This window comes from Caulobacter sp. 73W (genome assembly GCF_041021955.1).
Taxonomy (GTDB): Bacteria; Pseudomonadota; Alphaproteobacteria; order Caulobacterales; family Caulobacteraceae; genus Caulobacter.
The window spans coordinates 785,156-801,448 of sequence record NZ_CP158375.1; the positions used below are offsets into that span (position 1 = coordinate 785,156).

16 protein-coding genes are annotated in these 16,293 nt (G+C 69.9%); 9 read left to right on the plus strand and 7 right to left on the minus strand.

The window, feature by feature from the left end:
* Positions 1–97: 97 nt before the first annotated feature.
* The 5 genes from ABOZ73_RS03740 to ABOZ73_RS03760 form a co-directional block, all read right to left on the minus strand.
* Positions 98–1,435: a hypothetical protein gene (locus tag ABOZ73_RS03740; RefSeq protein ID WP_369060836.1), complete on the minus strand. Its 1,338-nt coding sequence runs from the start codon at positions 1,433–1,435 to the stop codon at positions 98–100.
* Positions 1,436–1,581: 146 nt separating this feature from the next.
* Entirely contained in the window at positions 1,582–2,964 is a 1,383-nt protein-coding gene (locus tag ABOZ73_RS03745; protein WP_369062477.1) for an ATP-binding protein, read from the minus strand.
* 10 nt (positions 2,965–2,974) lie between these two features.
* A complete protein-coding gene (locus tag ABOZ73_RS03750) occupies positions 2,975–3,646 on the minus strand; it encodes a response regulator transcription factor (protein WP_369060838.1) in 672 nt (223 codons plus the stop codon).
* Positions 3,647–3,666: 20 nt separating this feature from the next.
* Positions 3,667–3,984, minus strand: a complete 318-nt coding sequence (locus tag ABOZ73_RS03755) for a PepSY domain-containing protein (RefSeq protein ID WP_369060840.1) — start codon at positions 3,982–3,984, stop codon at positions 3,667–3,669.
* Between the two features lie 101 nt (positions 3,985–4,085).
* Positions 4,086–5,021, minus strand: coding sequence for a DnaJ C-terminal domain-containing protein (locus ABOZ73_RS03760; protein WP_369060842.1), 936 nt, complete (start codon positions 5,019–5,021; stop codon positions 4,086–4,088).
* 145 nt (positions 5,022–5,166) lie between these two features.
* Between ABOZ73_RS03760 and ABOZ73_RS03765 the strand changes: the two genes are divergently transcribed.
* Positions 5,167–5,673 (plus strand): DUF1993 family protein, encoded by a 507-nt coding sequence (locus tag ABOZ73_RS03765; RefSeq protein WP_369060844.1) that lies wholly within the window; start codon positions 5,167–5,169, stop codon positions 5,671–5,673.
* A 784-nt stretch (positions 5,674–6,457) separates the two neighbouring features.
* Positions 6,458–6,958, plus strand: a complete 501-nt coding sequence (locus ABOZ73_RS03770; RefSeq protein ID WP_369060846.1) for a DUF805 domain-containing protein — start codon at positions 6,458–6,460, stop codon at positions 6,956–6,958.
* Between the two features lie 143 nt (positions 6,959–7,101).
* Here the strand turns inward: ABOZ73_RS03770 and ABOZ73_RS03775 are convergent, their stop codons facing one another.
* Together ABOZ73_RS03775 and ABOZ73_RS03780 are read right to left on the minus strand one after the other, a co-directional pair.
* Positions 7,102–7,590, minus strand: a complete 489-nt coding sequence (locus ABOZ73_RS03775) for a YcgN family cysteine cluster protein (protein ID WP_369060847.1) — start codon at positions 7,588–7,590, stop codon at positions 7,102–7,104.
* A 36-nt stretch (positions 7,591–7,626) separates the two neighbouring features.
* Entirely contained in the window at positions 7,627–7,866 is a 240-nt protein-coding gene (locus tag ABOZ73_RS03780) for a DUF5808 domain-containing protein (RefSeq protein ID WP_369060849.1), read from the minus strand.
* 307 nt (positions 7,867–8,173) lie between these two features.
* Here ABOZ73_RS03780 and ABOZ73_RS03785 point away from each other — a divergent pair, with 307 nt between their 5' ends.
* From ABOZ73_RS03785 to ABOZ73_RS03815, 7 genes are all read left to right on the plus strand, one after another.
* The gene (locus ABOZ73_RS03785; RefSeq protein ID WP_369060851.1) at positions 8,174–9,976 is read left to right on the plus strand and encodes a transglycosylase domain-containing protein; all 1,803 of its coding nucleotides are present in this window, start codon (positions 8,174–8,176) and stop codon (positions 9,974–9,976) included.
* A gap of 127 nt (positions 9,977–10,103) precedes the next feature.
* Positions 10,104–10,829 carry an alpha/beta fold hydrolase gene (locus tag ABOZ73_RS03790; protein ID WP_369060853.1) on the plus strand — a complete coding sequence of 242 codons (726 nt, stop codon included), beginning with the start codon at positions 10,104–10,106 and terminating at the stop codon, positions 10,827–10,829.
* A 216-nt stretch (positions 10,830–11,045) separates the two neighbouring features.
* Positions 11,046–12,836 (plus strand): ABC-F family ATP-binding cassette domain-containing protein, encoded by a 1,791-nt coding sequence (locus tag ABOZ73_RS03795; protein ID WP_369060855.1) that lies wholly within the window; start codon positions 11,046–11,048, stop codon positions 12,834–12,836.
* 332 nt (positions 12,837–13,168) lie between these two features.
* The gene (locus tag ABOZ73_RS03800; protein WP_369060857.1) at positions 13,169–13,534 is read left to right on the plus strand and encodes a GntR family transcriptional regulator; all 366 of its coding nucleotides are present in this window, start codon (positions 13,169–13,171) and stop codon (positions 13,532–13,534) included.
* Positions 13,535–13,538: 4 nt separating this feature from the next.
* Positions 13,539–14,429, plus strand: coding sequence for an ABC transporter ATP-binding protein (locus ABOZ73_RS03805; protein WP_369060859.1), 891 nt, complete (start codon positions 13,539–13,541; stop codon positions 14,427–14,429).
* On the plus strand, positions 14,426–15,337 hold the full coding sequence (locus ABOZ73_RS03810) for a hypothetical protein (protein WP_369060860.1): 912 nt from the start codon (positions 14,426–14,428) through the stop codon (positions 15,335–15,337). The genes ABOZ73_RS03805 and ABOZ73_RS03810 overlap by 4 nt, the downstream gene beginning before the upstream one ends.
* A gap of 24 nt (positions 15,338–15,361) precedes the next feature.
* Positions 15,362–16,030, plus strand: coding sequence for a DUF2306 domain-containing protein (locus ABOZ73_RS03815; RefSeq protein ID WP_369060862.1), 669 nt, complete (start codon positions 15,362–15,364; stop codon positions 16,028–16,030).
* Positions 16,031–16,293 lie beyond the last annotated feature (263 nt).

The window sequence follows — 16,293 nt, forward strand, 5'->3', positions numbered from 1 at the left end:
GAGGGGCTTGGGCGGATCAGCCTGCAAAGCCTCGCCTGTCGAAGCTCAGCAGCCCCCTCACCCAACCCTCTCCCCCGCAAGCGGGGGCGAGGGGATTTTAAGCCGCCGCCAGTCTCCGCCGGACGATCTGCGCGGTCTTCTCGTCCCGCGTGTAGGCGATGAAGTCCGCCGCGATCTCCAGGTACTTCCGCGCCCGCTCGCGGTCGTCCACCTCGTTGTCGCGCATCACCGCGATCAGGTAGTCGATATAGTGGTCCAGCCGCTGGTTGGCCTTCTCGATCATGCGGTTGCGCGCGCCGGAAAAGCCGCCGTTGGCCGCCGCGCTGCGCACCTCGTCGGCGAAGGCCAGCAACGCCTCCGCCCGCAGCACCAGGCGCGGGCTCGGATCGTCCGTCAGCCTCGGCGCCCCGCGATTGGCTCCGCCGCGCAGGCGCGAATTCTCGATCGGCAGGGCGGTGTTCACCGCCTCGCCCGCCCCGCCCATGATCCGCTCGACGCATTGCGCCAGGCTCTCGCGCAGGCGGCCCAGCCGTCCGCCCCACGGTCCCACGCGCGTCGTCTCGATCGCGCCCTCGAACTCGAACACCTGTAGCAGGGCGCGCTGCACCATCTGGCCGGCCTTGCGGCCCTCCGCCACGCCCTCGTCCGCCTGGAACCTGCGCACGAAGTTCACGCACTGCTCGATGTCGTCCAGGGTCCGCTCGCCGAAGGTGCCCAGCTCGGACTCGCTCAGATAGGTCTCGTGCGGCCGGTCCATGACCGCCGAGATCACCCGCAGGATCAGCCACGGCTCCGGCAGCGGCGCGGCCAGCATCTCGAAGAACCGCGGCCCCGCGTCCGGCGCCACCTCCAGGGTGTCGCGATAGGCCAGGCGGACCGAAACCGTCCGCTCCATGGTCATGCGGCTGACCCACTCGCTCAGCCGCGCCAGCGCCCCGCGCGTCATCGGCGACAGGTCCAGGCACGCGGTCAGGGCGTCGGTCCCGCCCCCCTTGGGAAAGCTGTCGCACAGCTCCGCCGCCGCCTTGAAATCCGGTTGGGTGCGTTCGCGCAGCCCCTTGGCCGCCAGGGCGCACAGGTCGTTCAGCACCTGCGGGCTGTCCATCTCCGCGTCCCACGGGCCGCAATGGGCCGCGGCGTCGCGGATCAGTTCGGGGTTCTGCGCCTTCAGCCCGCGCCACATCATGCCCAGGGCGCGCGGCGGGAACGACAGCTTGCTGCTGGACGACCCGAACAGGGCCTTCACCGGCGCGAACACCGCGTTGCGCACGAAGCGGTCGGCGGCCTCGGTCTCGACCAGCTCGCGGACCGCCGCCAGGGCGCCCGTGCCGCCCTCGGCCGACAGCGCCATCTCCAGGCTGCGGATCGCCGAGTCCGGAGCCGTCTCCACGATCGTCCGAACGATCTTCAACTTGTTCGGAGGAAGCGCGGCCATCGCTCTCGGTTCTGCTGTCCTGACCCGGTCAGAAAGCGGCTAATGCCCTGAGTTTAGGGCCAAATCTAAGAATGCGGGCAACGAGGTTAAGAACGTGACAACGACGTTCTGCGGCCATTGCGCGCGCCATTAAGCGCAAATTGCTCTCAGCTCTCCGCCATCGGCAATGTGAGCACAACCCTAAGCCCGCCAAGGGGGGCGTCGTCCAGCCGGACCTCGCCGCCATAGGCTCGCGCCAGCTCGTCGACGATGGACAGCCCCAGGCCCGAGCCCGGCGCGGTCTCGTCAAGCCGCGTTCCGCGCTTCAGGACCTCGTCGCGGCGCTCCGCCGGCAGGCCCGGCCCGTCGTCGTCCACCGTCAGGGTGAAGCGGTTGGGCGCCACGGCTTCCGCCACGGCCTTCACCCGACGCGTGCTCCACTTGCCGGCGTTCTCGACCACGTTGCCGGCCAGCTCCAGGAAGTCCTGCTTCTCGCCCTGGAAGCACAGGTCGTCCGGGCAGCGCCAGTCGATCTCCAGACCCTTGTCCTGGAAGATCCGCTCCAGCGCCACGGCCAGGTCGTCCAGCACCGGCGCGACCTCCGTCCGTTCGCCGCTCGTCTGCGACCGCGCCGCCGCCCGCGCCCGGCGCAGGTGGTGGTCCACATGCCCGCGCATGGCCTCGGCCTGCCGCGACACCACATCGGCCAGCGGACCGGGCCGCGCCTGAGCCTCGGCCAGCATCACAGACAGCGGGGTCTTCAGGGCGTGGGCTAGGTTGCCCACGTGGGTCCGCTGCCGCTCCACCACTTCCTGGTTATGGCTCAGCAGGCCGTTCAGCTCGTCGGCCAGCGGCTCCAGCTCCACCGGATAACGCCGGGCCAGCCGCTCGGCCTTGCCCTTGCGCACCTCCGCCACCTCCCGCCGCAGCGAGAACAGCGGCGCCAGACCCACCTGCACCTGCACCAGCACCGCCGCCACCAGGCCCATGCCCAGCAGGGCCACGGCGATGGACGCGGTCACCGCGAACCGCCGCGTGTCCCGCTCGACCGGGCTGCGGTCCTCAGCGGCCATGAACACCACCGGCTTGGTCCGCCCCGGAAGCATGGATTCCAGCGCCGCCCCGCGCAGGGGCTGCTCCAGCGGGCCCATGGTGTCGAAATAGACCGCCTTGCCCCGCTGCTCGTGCATCTTCTTCAGGGTGTCGGCGTCGATCGTCAGCTCGGCGTCGAACAGCGACCGCGAATAGGTCAGGACCCGCAGTTTCCCTTGCCCGTTCGGCTCGGCGATCTGCCAGTAGCGCCCCGAATAGACCCGCAACGCCTTGGCGTCGGTCAGGGGCGGCGCCGCCACCGTGCCGCTGTAATCCACCGACGAGCCGGCATAGAGATTGTCGATCAGCTCGGACAGGTTGGTGTCCACGCGCGCGATCGCCGCCTGGCGGAAGAACGCCCCCAGCCCGAGGCTCGCCACCACCAGCGTCGCCAGGCTCCATCCCGCCGCCAGCAGGACCAGCCGGCGGACGAGGGACGGCCGCGCCAGGGCTTCCAGAAGTCTCAAGTCAGGCCTCGCCCTCCAGCGGCGCCAGGCGATAGCCCAGGCCCCGGACGGTCTCGATGCGCTCGGCGCCCACCTTCTTGCGCAGGCGGCCGATGAACACCTCGATGGTGTTGCTGTCGCGGTCGAAGTCCTGATCGTACAGGTGCTCGACCAGCTCCGTGCGGCTGATCACCCGGCCCTGGTGCATCATCATGTAGTGCAGCAGCCGGTACTCCAGCGACGTCAGCCGCAGCGGCTCGCCGTTGACGCTGGCCCGCGCCGCGCGCGGATCCAGGCGCAGCCCGCCGCACGACAGGCTCGGCGCCGCATGCCCCGCCGACCGCCGCAGCAGCGCCCGCAGGCGCGCCAGCAGCTCTTCGGTGTGGAACGGCTTGGTCAGATAGTCGTCGGCCCCGGCGTCGAAGCCCGAGACCTTCTCGCTCCAGGCGCCGCGCGCGGTCAGGATCAGCACCGGGGTCGCCACGTTCTGGCGGCGCCAGCGCTCCAGCACCGACACCCCGTCGATCTTGGGCAGGCCCAGGTCCAGGATCACCGCGTCATAGGGCTCGTTCTCGCCGAGATACTGCGCCTCCTCGCCGTCCGCGGCGTGATCCACCGCATAGCCGGCGTCGCCCAGGGCCGCCTTCAGCTGCCGCGACAGATCCGGATCGTCCTCGACCAGCAGGATGCGCATGTGATCTCCCTAATCCGAACTCAATTCCCGCTGACGATCTGGCCCGAGGTGGCGTCGACGATGAAGTCGATCCGCCGCCCGTCGGCCGCCGCCCAGCGCACGCGGTAGTATTGCCCCTCGAGGCCCGCATCGAGCGGACGGCCCGGGACGCGGCGGCTGATCGACTGGATCACCCGCTCCAACGGCACCAGCCGGCCCTCGCGCGCGCCAGAGCGCGCCTCGTCCTGCCGCGGACGCCAGTCGGCGCCCAGGCTGTCCTGGCGAGGCTGCGCGTGCGCCGCGACCGGAACGGTCACGGCAACAAGAGCGGCTGCGAATATGGCGGCGAAACGCGTCATGACCCCCTTGTGCATGGTCGCGGCTGAATAGCCCCTGAACGGAAAGCTTTATGGAGCGACAGGTTCACACTGTCACGTTTCCGGCCTGTTTCAGCCGGCCCCTATTTCCGCTTCGGCGTGTACGGCCGGTCCTTGCGCCAGGCCTCGGCCAGCTTCGTCAGCTCCGGGTCCACCGTCTCGGGCAGGGTCACCACCAGCCGCGCCAGCAGGTCGCCCCGCGCGCCCTTGGCGTCCGCCAGGCCCCGGCCCTTCAGCCGCAGGGTCGCGCCGCTGTTGCTGCCCTTGGGCACGTTCAGGTTCACCGGGCCGTCGGGCGTCGGCGCCTCGACCTTGCCGCCCAGCACCGCGTCGGGGACCGAAATGGGCAGGTCCATGACCAGCGCCCCGTTCTCCACGCGATAGAGCTTGTGCGGCCGCACCGCCAGTTCGATCAGGGCGTCGCCCGCCCCGCCGCGTCCCGCCTGCCCCTGCCCTTTCAGGCGAAGGACCTGGCCCTCCTGGGCGCCAGCCGGAATGGTCACATCCAGGGTTCGTCCGTCGGAGAAGGCCACGCGCTTCTTGCCGCCCCGGATCGCCTCTTCCAGGTCGATGTCCAGCCGGGCGCGCACGTCCGCGCCCTTGGCCGGCTGGCCGCCGCCGAAACCGCCAAAGCCGCCGCCACGACGGGCGTTCGGCCCGCCGCCGCGCCCGAACATCTCGCCCAGGATGTCGTTCAGATCGACGCCCTCGAACTCGGCCTCGCCGCCGCGCGGTCCGCCGCGCTGGCCCCACGGCCCGCGCCCGCCGCCGAACCCGGCCCCGCCAAAGGTCTCGCGGCCGTCGGCGTCGATCTGGCCAGCGTCGAATTTCTTGCGCTTGGTCTCGTCGCCGACGATGTCGAACGCCGCCGACAGGCGCTTGAAGCGCTCCTCGGCGGCCTTGTCGCCGGGGTTCTGGTCCGGGTGGTTCGCCTTGGCCAGCTTGCGGAACGCCTTGCGGATTTCATCCGCGCTCGCGGTGCGCGAGACGCCCAGCTCGGTGTACGGATCGTTGGCCAACTACAGGTCCCCGTGTGACTTACGGCCCTCAGTTACGCCATTCGCCGCTGGGTTCAAGCACTGTCCCTAGCTTAAGGACGTTCGAACACCCATCTGCGCGCCTCGGCCCCAAGCTGGGCCGCTTCTCAAGCTTTTCGGAGTCTCCATGACCCTTTCCATGCACCAGGCCTCCGCCCAGGTCTTCACCCAGGGCCTCAAGGGCCTGGCCGGCGTCCTCGCCAAGGCCGCCGCCCATGTGGAGGCCAGGAAGCTCGACCCCAACGCCCTGCTCCAGTCGCGCCTCTACCCGGACATGTTCCCTCTGGTGCGCCAGGTGCAGATCGCGACCGACTTCGCCAAGGGTTCCATCGCCCGCCTGGCCGGCGTCGAGGTTCCCGCCTGGGACGACAACGAGACCAGTTTCGAGGAGCTGATCGCCCGCGTTCAGAAGGCTGTCGACTACGTGGCGACCTTCGAGCCCGCCCAGATCGACGGCTCCGAAGACCGCGACATCACCCTCGTCCGCCGCGGCGAGACCAGCGTGATCAAGGGCCAAGCCTACCTCCTGGAGCAAGCCGTTCCCAACTTCTACTTCCACCTGACCACCGCCTACGGAATCCTCCGTAAGGGCGGCGTCGAGATAGGCAAGAGAGATTACCTGGGCACGGCGTAAGCGGGAAAATCCTCCCCCTCTGGGGGAGGTGGCCCAGAGGGCCGGAGGGGCCTACTGACTCAGCAATGTCCCCCTCCACCACTTCGTGCCCCCTCGCCGGCAGGGGAGGATTTAGTCCGCCCCACCTCCCCCACCGCGCGCCACCCGTCCGCATCGACAACTGATTGACCCGCACCTTCGCCCCGGCCCCGATCCCACCCGCCGGGAACCCACCGCGGCGTCGAGACCTCCACCGCCCCGCCAACCAGCACCTGCACCCGATACCGCTCGACCTCCTCGCCCAGCGGGACCTCGAACGCATCCCAGCCATCCGCGAGCGGCGCACCCAGCTCACAACCCCGTCCCGCCCATCCGGGGCTCCCGCGGATGCGCCGGCGCCCACGGCCGCAGCGCCGCTCCGCGCCAGGCGAACTCCGCCTGCGTCATGGCCAGTCCGCCCAGCGGGGCGCCCGCCCGGCGCCGCGCGCCAGATCAGCTGCAGACCCAGCTCGGCCTCGCTCACTTCCAGCCGCGCCAGCGCCTCCCCGCCCCGATCAGACAGCCCTGACGCCCTTGACCCTCCGTTGTCGAGCGCTATTCGAACCCGACGCCAGGGTCACGATCTCCGTCCGCCGCTCAACCGCTCCGGTCGTCCCGAAACCCAGTCGCGCGCGTAGGCGCGTTTCATGAAAATACATGGTAAAGCTTTCGATGGGGTGGCTCCCCACGGACATTCGGCGGGGGGTAAGGGCGCGTGAACCGACAACCGGTCCGCGCCGTTAGGGAACAAACTGAGGGGCTTTGAATGGACTGGAAGTTTCTGTTCTTCGCGACTGACGGCCGTATCGGTCAGAAGGACTTCTGGATCGGTCTGCTGATCCTGGTCGGGGCGAACATCCTCGCCGGCATGATCCCGTTCATCGGGTGGATCGCCTGGTTGGTGATTTTCTGGGGCGCCGTAGCGCTCACTGCCAAGCGCCTGCACGACTTCGGCAAGAGCGGCTGGCTGCAGGTTATTCCCATGGCGCTATGCACGGTCATCGGAACCATCGGCGTCATGATGACCGGCGTGGGCATTCTCATGTCCGGGCTGTGGGGCGCGGATCCGACGATGCTCTTCGCCGCCTTCGCCGGCTTCTTCGGACTGTTCGGCTTCATGGGCCTGATCTACTTAGCTTTCCTGCTGTGGGTCGGCCTGTCCACGGGTGACGCCGGTGCCAACCAGTACGGCCCCGCGCCCCTGCACAGCCAGTTCGGCGGCCCGCCCGCCGACGCGCCGCCGCCGCCGCCGCCGCCTTTGGCGTAACACCAAAGAAAATCCTCCCTCTCTGGGCGATGGGGACCGCGAAGCGGTGGAGGGGGGCGAGGCTGGGCTCAATGGATCGGGTCGCCCCTTTCACCACCCTTCGAGCGGTCCCGCTCCCCCGCTTCACAGCGGAGCAGAAGACCCTACCCCTCGTACGCCTCATCTCCCTTGTCCCGGTTCAGGTCCCACGCGGCGAAGTCCAGAGCGTCCTCCGGGTCGTCCAGGGCCTCTTCGGTTACCGTCTGGCCGCGCACCGACACGCCGGCCTTGTGGACGCTCTCGGGGTCGCCGGTTACCAGCGGGTGCCACGCTGGCAGGTTTTTGCCCTCATGCAGGCGCCGGTACGCGCAGGACGGCGGCATCCACTGCAAGTCCTCGATATTGTACGGCGTTAGCTTGATGCAGTCGGGGACGTAATCCTTGCGGTTCGGATAGTCCTTGCAGCTGCACTTCTCGCTGTCGAACAGCTTGCAGTGGACCCGCGTCGGGATGACCTCCTCGGTCTCCTCGTCCTCGAACCGCACCAGGCAGCACAGCCCGCACCCGTCGCACAGGCTCTCCCACTCGGGGACAGTCATCTGCTCTAGACGCTTGTATTCCCAGAACGGACGCGTTGACGGCTTAGGCGACATGCGCGGGGAGATAGCCCACCGCGTTCCGTTTGTCCCCTACCCGCACGCCGCACCCGTCCCGTGGACAAGGGCGATGACCAGCATCGACAGCACCGCCGGCGCCAGCAGCATGCTGATCAGGATCGGCCCGCCCTTGGGATGCGCTAGGTTCACCGTCCAGCCCATGCCGGGCTCGCGCTTGGGCACCCACAGCCGCTGGTCGTCGGGCGCGAAGTACAGCCCCCATGCGCCCCAGTTCCGCGGCTCGCGCCAGTGGACGTCCACATCGCTCTGCAAGGCCTCGCCTCCCCGTTTTCTTCTTCTGGCTCAGGACGTTATTCCCCTCCGCGAACGCAGGAAAGCACCCTTGTCCGCCCTCAACGCCGCAGGGGTGGAATGGGGTTTCAAATCCGGCCGACCATACCCTCTCCCCACCCGTGGGGAGAGGGTAAGGGTGAGACTGCGGCGGTTCCGTTCGTGAGACCTTGCCAGCGGAACCTCAGCGCCCCCTCACCCAGCACTCTGCCCCTGAGGGGGAGAGGCGAAACCCAAACCCCAAGGGGATAGCCTTCCACCCATCCCCGCACCTAAGCTCCCCGCACCCATGGAGCCCTCCCCCCGCCAGCGCCTGACCGCCCCCCTCCGCGCCTTCCTCCGCGACCGGCCGGCGCTCACCCTCGCCGCCGCCGCGACCGGCGCGGGCGTCCTCCTCGGCGCCCTGATCTTCTGGGCCTGGTTCCTGCGCGACCTGCCGAAACTTCCCGATGACGAGGGGCTCATCGTCCATGGCCGGCCCGCCGCCCTGCGCCTCATCGACCGGAACGGGAACCTCCTGGCCACGCGCGGCCCCATCGTCGGGGCGCGGATCGACGCCGCCGCCCTGCCGCCGCATGTGGTCCGCGCCTTCCTGGCGGCCGAAGACCGGCGCTTCTACGACCATGACGGGGTCGACCTTCGGGGCCTGCTGCGCGCCGCCTTCGTCAACGCCCGGGCCGGCAAGGTCGAGGAGGGTGGCTCCACCCTCACCCAGCAGCTGGCCAAGGGGCAGTTCGACCGCCCCGCCCGCACCCTGAAGCGCAAGGTGCAGGAGGCGATCCTCGCCCGCGCGATCGAGCGGTCGCACGGCAAGGACCAGATCCTCGGCCTTTATCTGAACCGCATCTATTTCGGGGAGAGCGCCTATGGCCTGTCCGCCGCCAGCCGCGTCTATTTCGGCCGCGCCCCCGCCGACCTGACCCTCAGCCAGGCCGCCCTCCTCGCCGCCCTGCCGCAATCTCCCTCGCGCCTGATGCCGACCGAGGCGCGCGAAGATGCCCTCAAGCGCTCCCGCCTGGTCCTCGACCGCATGCGGCGCGAGGGCTGGATCACCGAAACCGAACGAGCCGACGCCGCCGACAACCCGCCCCGCATCGCCCTGGCCCGCAAGCCGCACGACGGCGACCTGGGCTGGGCGCTGGACTTCGCCGCCGCCGAGGCCCGCCGCCTGGTCGGCCGTCCCGACGCGGACATGACCGTCAGCCTCACCCTCGACCCCGCGCTCCAGGCCGATACGGCCGCCCTGCTGCGCGCCAGCCTGCCCGCCCGGCGGCAGGGGGCCGTGGCGGTCCTGGCCGCCGACGGCTCGGTCCGCGCCCTGGTCGGCGGCCGCACTTACACCCCCGCCGCCTTCAACCGCGCCACCGTCGCCCGCCGCCAGCCCGGATCGGCCTTCAAGCCCCTGGTCTATGCGGCGGCGCTGGAGGACGGGGTTCGCCCCGGCGACCGCCGCTATGACGAGCCGATCGAGATCGCCGGCTGGACGCCCGAGAACTACAGCCACCGCTATGCCGGCGAGGTGACGGTGGCCGACGCCCTGGCCCGCTCCCTCAACACCGTCGCCGTCGGCCTGGCCCAGGATACGGGCGGCAAAGCCATCGCCGACCTGGCCCGCCGCTTCGGCCTCACCACCCTGCCGCAGGACCCGAACCTGTCGGTGGCGCTCGGCAGCTACGAGGTCACCCTGCTGGAGCTCACCGGCGCCTATTCGGTCTTCCCCCGCGGCGGTTTCCAGACCCGCCCCTGGACCGTCGCCCAGGTCACCGCCGCCGACGGCCGCGTGCTACATCGCCACCAGCCGATCCGCATCCGCGCCTACGACCCCGGCCTGTCGGCCCAGATGGTCGGCATGATGGCCGGCGTCATCGACCACGGCACCGGAACCCGCGCCCGCCTGGACCGCCCCGCCGCCGGCAAGACCGGCACCAGCCAGGACCACCGCGACGCCTGGTTCCTCGGCTTCACCCCGGACTTCACCGCCGGGGTGTGGATGGGGGACGACCGCAACCGCCCGCTGGACGGGGTGACCGGAGGCGACGCGCCAGCGGGGCTGTGGCGGGCGGTGATGATGCGAGCGTATCGGGCGCGTTGAGCCCTCCCCCTTGATGGGGGAGGGTTGGGTGGGGTGACATCGGCCGTTTAGCCATTATCGTCCCCCGCCGCATCACCCCCATCCCCGACCCTTCCGCCATCAAGGGGGAAGGGGAGAGCCTAGCCCCATGCCCCACGTCACCCATCGCGGTCAGCGCATCCACTACACGGTCGAGGGGTCCGGCCCGCTGGTCGTTCTCCAGCACGGCCTGTTCATGAGCGCCGCCAGCTGGAAGACGAACGGCTTCATCGACGCGCTCACCGCCGCCGCCTTCCGGGTCGCCTGCATCGACAGCCTCGGCCACGGGTCCAGCGACGGCCCCACCGACCCCGCCCTCTATGTCCAGGAACAGCGGGCCGGCGACATCGTGGCGGTGATCGACGACCTGGGGGCCGAACGCGCCCACCTGATCGGCTACTCCATGGGGGCCTGGATGTCGGTGGGCGTTGCCAAGCATCACCCCGGCCGCCTCGCCTCGCTCACCGTCGGCGGGTGGGACCTCGTCAACGGCGTGCCGCGCATGCCGGGCGGAACCCTGACCTTCGACGTCTTCATGGCCTTCTCGCGCAGCGTCGCCCCCGCCCTGGTCGGCTGGGTGACGCCCCAGGTCGAGCCGGCCATCCGCGCCTGCTTCGACAACCTGGCCTATCTCGACGGCGCCGCCGACGCGGTGCTGACCGGCGGCTTCCCGGTCCTGCTGTGGGGCGGCCAGGGCGACCCCTACCACAACCCCAGCCAGGCCTTCGCGACGGCCAACGGCCTGCCCTTCCTGTCCACCCCAGGGGATCACCTGGGCGCGATCCTGCAGCCCGAGGCGATCGAGGGGGTGGTGGGGTTCCTCAAAGGCGCCTGACAATCTCCTCCCCCGTTTACGGGGGAGGGGGACCGCGAAGCGGTGGAGGGGGCGACCGCCGGCAATGAGCCCGGTCACGCCCGCTCCACCACCCTTCGGGCGGTCCCCCTCCCCCGCTTCGCAAGGGAGGAGATAGAGACCTTCTCCGCCTCCCCTCCGCCGCCCGTATGCTGTAGACACCCCTCCTCCTCGCCCGCCGAAAGTCCGCCACCGCCCATGCGTCCCCCCGTCCTCGCCCTGAAAGACGTCCGTCTCGCCGACGGCGCCAAGATGCTGTTCGACGGCGTGGACCTGTCGCTGGAGCCGCGCGCCCGCGCCTGCCTGGTCGGCCGCAACGGGGCTGGCAAGTCGACCCTGCTGAAGATCCTGTCCGGCCTGGTCGAGGCCGACGCCGGCGAGCGGTCCGTCACCCCCGGCGCCCGCATCAGCGTCGTCGCCCAGGAGCCGCCGATCGACGGCGCCACCCTGCTGGACTACGCCACCGCCGGCGGCGCCACGCACTATGAGGCGGAAGCCGCTCTCCAGGCCTTCGGCCTCGATCCCGCCAAGTCCGCGCAGGGCCTGTCGGGCGGCGAGACCCGCAAGGCCGCCCTGGCCCGCGCCTTCGCCGAGCAGCCTGACGTCCTGCTGCTGGACGAGCCGACCAACCACCTGGACATCTTCGCGATCCAGATCCTGGAAGAGCAGCTTCTCGCCTGCCGCGCCGCCTGCCTGATCATCAGCCACGACCGCGCCTTCCTGACCCGCGTCACCCAGCGCTGCTTCTGGCTGGAGCACCGCAAGGTCCGCCGCCTCGACAAGGGCTTCGGCGCCTTCGACGAGTGGTCCGACCAGATCCAGGCGGCCGAGGAGGACGAGGCCCGTCGCCTGGACAAGGCCATCGAGCGCGAGAACCACTGGCTGGCCCGAGGCGTCACCGCCCGCCGCGCCCGCAACGAGGGTCGCCGCCGCCGTCTCATGGACATGCGCCAGCAGAAGACCGAGCGCCTGAAGGACCAGCGCGGGACCCTGTCCATGGGCCTGGAATCCTCGGGCGTCGGCGGCCAGCGGGTCATCGAGGCCAAGAAGATCAATAAGGCCTTTAGCGACCGCGTCCTGCTGAAGGACTTCTCCACCCGCATCCTGCGCGGCGACCGCGTCGCCATCGTCGGCCCCAACGGCGCCGGCAAGACCACCCTGCTGAAGATGCTGCTGGGCGAGGTCCCGGTGGACTCAGGCGAGGTGAAGCTCGGCTCCGGCCTCGACGTCGCCTATCTCGACCAATCCCGCGCCGCCCTCTCCGGCGACGAGACCCTGTGGGAGATCCTGGCCCCGGGCGGCGGCGACCAGCTGCTGGTGCGCGGCTCGCCCCGCCACGTGGCGGCCTACGCCAAGGAATTCCTGTTCCGCGACAACCAGCTGCGTCAGCCGGTCGCCAGCCTGTCCGGCGGCGAGCGCAACCGCCTGCAACTGGCCCGCGCCCTGGCCAATCCGGCCAATCTGATGATCCTGGACGAGCCCACCAACGACCTGGACATGGACACCCTCGACCTGCTCGAGGACCTGCTGGCCGACTTCGACGGCACCCTGATCCTGGTGAGCCACGACCGCGACTTCATCGACCGCCTGGCCACCTCGACCATCGCCCTCGACGGCCGCGGCCGCGCGGTCGAGACCCCCGGCGGCTGGTCCGACTTCATGCGCCAGAACCCGGGCTTCTTCGATCGCCCGTCAGCGCCGACCGCGCCCAAGGCCGCGCCCGCGGCCCGCGCCGAGCCGAAGAAGTCCGTGAAGCTGTCCTACAAGGACCAGCGCCGCCTGGAGGAGCTGGAGGCCCTGGTCGCCAAGCTGCCGGGCGACATCGCTCTGCTCGATGAAAAGCTAAGCGACCCCAACCTCTACACCCGCGACCCCGTCCTCTTCGACAAGACCATGAAAGCCGCCGACGCCGCGCGGGCTCAGTTGGCGGCCGCTGAAGAGGAATGGCTGGAGCTGGAAGAGAAGCGGGAAGCGCTGGCGGCGGGCTGATCCGCCCTGCATCCTTCGAGACGCGCTATCGCGCTCCTCAGGATGACGCACCTTTGTTGCAACTAAATCCGTCACCCTGAGGAGCGGCCGATGGGCCGCGTCTCGAAGGACGCATTGCCCTTCCTATCCCCTCGCCCCCGCTTGCGGGGGAGAGGGTAAGGGTGAGGGGGCAACGGCGCTTCAACCGGCGAAGCCTTCGTAAGCGGAACCTCTCAAACGCCTCACCCTACCCTCTCCCCACACGTGGGGAGGGGAATCAATCACGCCCCCTTGCCAGCCACACTGTTATACCTCACTATAACACCGCCACATCAACCTTGCCCCGAAAGCCCATGGACTCCGAGTGGAGCGATAACCAGCCGATCTGGCGGCAGATCAGGGACCGCGTGGTCGCCATGATCCTCGACGGGCACCTGGCGGCCGGCGAGCCGCTGCCGTCGGTGCGCACCGTCGCGGCCGACAGCCGGGTCAATCCGCTCACCGTGCTCAAGGCCTACCAGCAGCTCGCCGACGACGGCCTGGTGGAGAAGCGCCGGGGCCTGGGCATGTTCGTCAACGCCGGGGCGCGCGAGCTGCTGCTCGACGCCGAGCGCCGGCGCTTTCTCACCGACCAATGGCCCACGATCGAGGCGACCATCCGTCGCCTCGGCCTGGCCGAAGACCTGCTGGGCGCCCGCGCCCGGCCCAAGGGGAACTGATCCGATGGCCTGCATCGAGGCGCGCGGCGTCTTCAAGCACTACGGCAAGACCACCGCGCTCAACGGCTTCCAGCTGACCGTCGAGGAGGGCCGCATCCTCGGCCTGATCGGCCCCAACGGCGCGGGCAAGAGCACGGCTCTGATGGCCATGCTCGGCCTCATTCCCTTCGACGGCTCGCTCAAGGTCCTGGGCCTCGATCCGTGGAAGGAGCGCGGCGCCCTGATGGAGCAGGTCTGCTTCATCGCCGACGTCGCCGTCCTGCCCCGCTGGATGAAGGTCAGCCAGGCGCTCGACTACATGCAGGGGGTCCATCCCCGCTTCGACCGCGCCAAGGCCGAGGCCTTCCTGGCCCGCACCAGCATCGCCTCCACCGGCCGCGTTCGCGAGCTGTCCAAGGGCATGGTCGCCCAGCTGCACCTTTCCCTGGTCATGGCCGTGGACGCCAAGCTGCTGGTGCTGGACGAGCCGACGCTGGGCCTCGACATCCTCTACCGCAAGGCCTTCTTCGACAGCCTGCTGAACGACTATTTCGACGGCGGCCGCACCATCGTCGTCTCCACCCACCAGGTGGACGAGATCGAGCACATCCTCACCGACGTGGCCTTCATCGACCGCGGCCAGGTGGTCCTCGACAGCAGCATGGAGGCGCTGGAGAGCCGCTTCGCCGAGCTGCTGGTCGGCTCGGAAAAGGCCGACGCCGCCCGCGCCCTGGCGCCCCTGCACGAACGTCAAGTGTTCGGCCGCAGCCTGATGATCTTCGAAGGCGCCGACCGCGCCGCCCTCGCCAAGCTGGGCGAGGTCCGCACCCCGGGCCTGGCCGACCTGTTTGTCGCCAAGATCGCTCCGCGCTTCGATACGAAAGCCCGCCTCGACAAGAAAGGAAGGGCGGCATGAGCAGCCTCGACGCCGACTTCATCGCACCCACGCCGGCCGCCTCCACGGCCCAGAAGGTCCGCCCCTTCTACTGGTCGCTGAAGCGCGAGCTGTGGGAGCATCGGGCTATCTGGGTCGCCCCCGCCGCCGTCGCCGCCCTGGTCCTGCTGGGCTTCGTGCTGGGCTCCTTCGGTCTGCCCAACCGGGTCCATCGCGCCGAGGCAGGCGGCTCCACCAGCAGCCTGATGCTGCCCTACGCCGTGGCCTGCGCCGGGGCGTTCATCGCCGCCGCCCTGTCCGGCGCCTATTACTGCCTGACCTGCCTGCAGGGCGAGCGCCGCGACCGCAGCATTCTGTTCTGGAAGTCCTTGCCGGTGTCCGACCGCATCGCCGTCCTGGCCAAGGCCGCCGTGCCCATGGTGGTCCAGCCCCTGGCGGTCTTCGCGGTCGCCGTTTCCGCCCACCTGGCCATGCTGGCCTGGGGCACGATCGCCATGCTGGTTTGGAACAACAACCCCGGCCCGCTGTGGGTCCACGGCTTCCCTGGCTTCATGTGGACTGCGATGGCGATCAGCCTGCCCTACATGGCCCTATGGCACGCCCCGGTCATCGCCTGGCTGATGCTGGTGTCTGCCTGGGCGCGTCGAGCGACCTTCCTGTGGGCGGTGATCCCGCCGGTCATGCTGGGCGTGCTGGAGCGGATGGTCTTCGACACCAGCCACTTCTTCAGCTTCCTCAACACCCGGCTGATGGGCGGCCTCGCCCACGCCGTCAGCATCGGCGGCCAGGGCGAGACGCCCCTGCGCGGCCTCCAGGACATCGCCGTGGCCCGCATGATTGCCGACCCAAACCTGTGGATCGGCCTCGTCCTCGCCGCCCTGCTGTTCGAAGGCGCCGTGCGCATGCGCCGCCTGCGCGAACCGAACTGACCGAACCGAGAGGGGGAAACACTCATGGACCCGCGTCTTCAGTCCGTGCTCCTGGCGATCCACATCGCCGCCGGCGCCGTCGGCCTAGCCTCGGGCCTGTTCTCCATGGCCTCGCGCAAGGGCGCCCGCGTCCACCGCCTGGCGGGGCGGGTGTTCTTCGTCTCCATGCTGATCATGGCCGGCGCCGGAGCGATCATCGCCCCCTTCCGCGAGAGCGGCCGCTGGACCAACACCATCGCCGGGGTCTTCACCTTCTACCTGGTGGCCACCGCCTGGGTCGCCGCCCGCCGCCGCCCGGGCCAAGTCGGCCGCTTCGAGGCCGTCGCCCTCGCCGCACCGGTTGGCATCCTCGCCGCCGCCCTGTGGATCGCGATCGGCATCGGCGGCTCCCAGATCGCCAACATCTTCGCCGCCGTCGCCCTGATCGCCGGGATCTGCGACGTACGCATGATCCGCGCCGGCGGCCTGACGCCCAACGGCCGCGTGGCCCGCCACCTCTGGCGCATGGGCGTCGCCTTCACCGTCTCGGTCATGGCCTTCTTCGTCGGCCAGCAGGAGTACCTGCCCAGGATCATCCAGGGCACCGCCGTGGTGGGAATCCCCGCCCTGGCCGCCCTCGGCGCGACCTTGTTCTGGCTGGCCCAGCGCACCTGGCCGAAGCGCCGGCGGATCGCGGCGGCGGTCGCGGCATAGGCCCAAGCCAACCAAACCTCCGTCATCCTAGGCCTTGTGCCTAGGACCCAGAGACCCCGCGCCGAAAGGGGATTCAGGGCGCTGACCACCGCACCGCCCCCTTCTGAACCTCAGCCGCTTCTGGCTCCTCGCCACAAGGGCGAGGATGACGGAGTTGGGCACAACGAGCGGGACGACGGAGGCTCTCTCCTGCCCCGTAGCGAAGCGTACGGGGGAGCAACCATGTCAGGCAGGGCCCCTCTTCTGAACCCCAGCTAGCACCC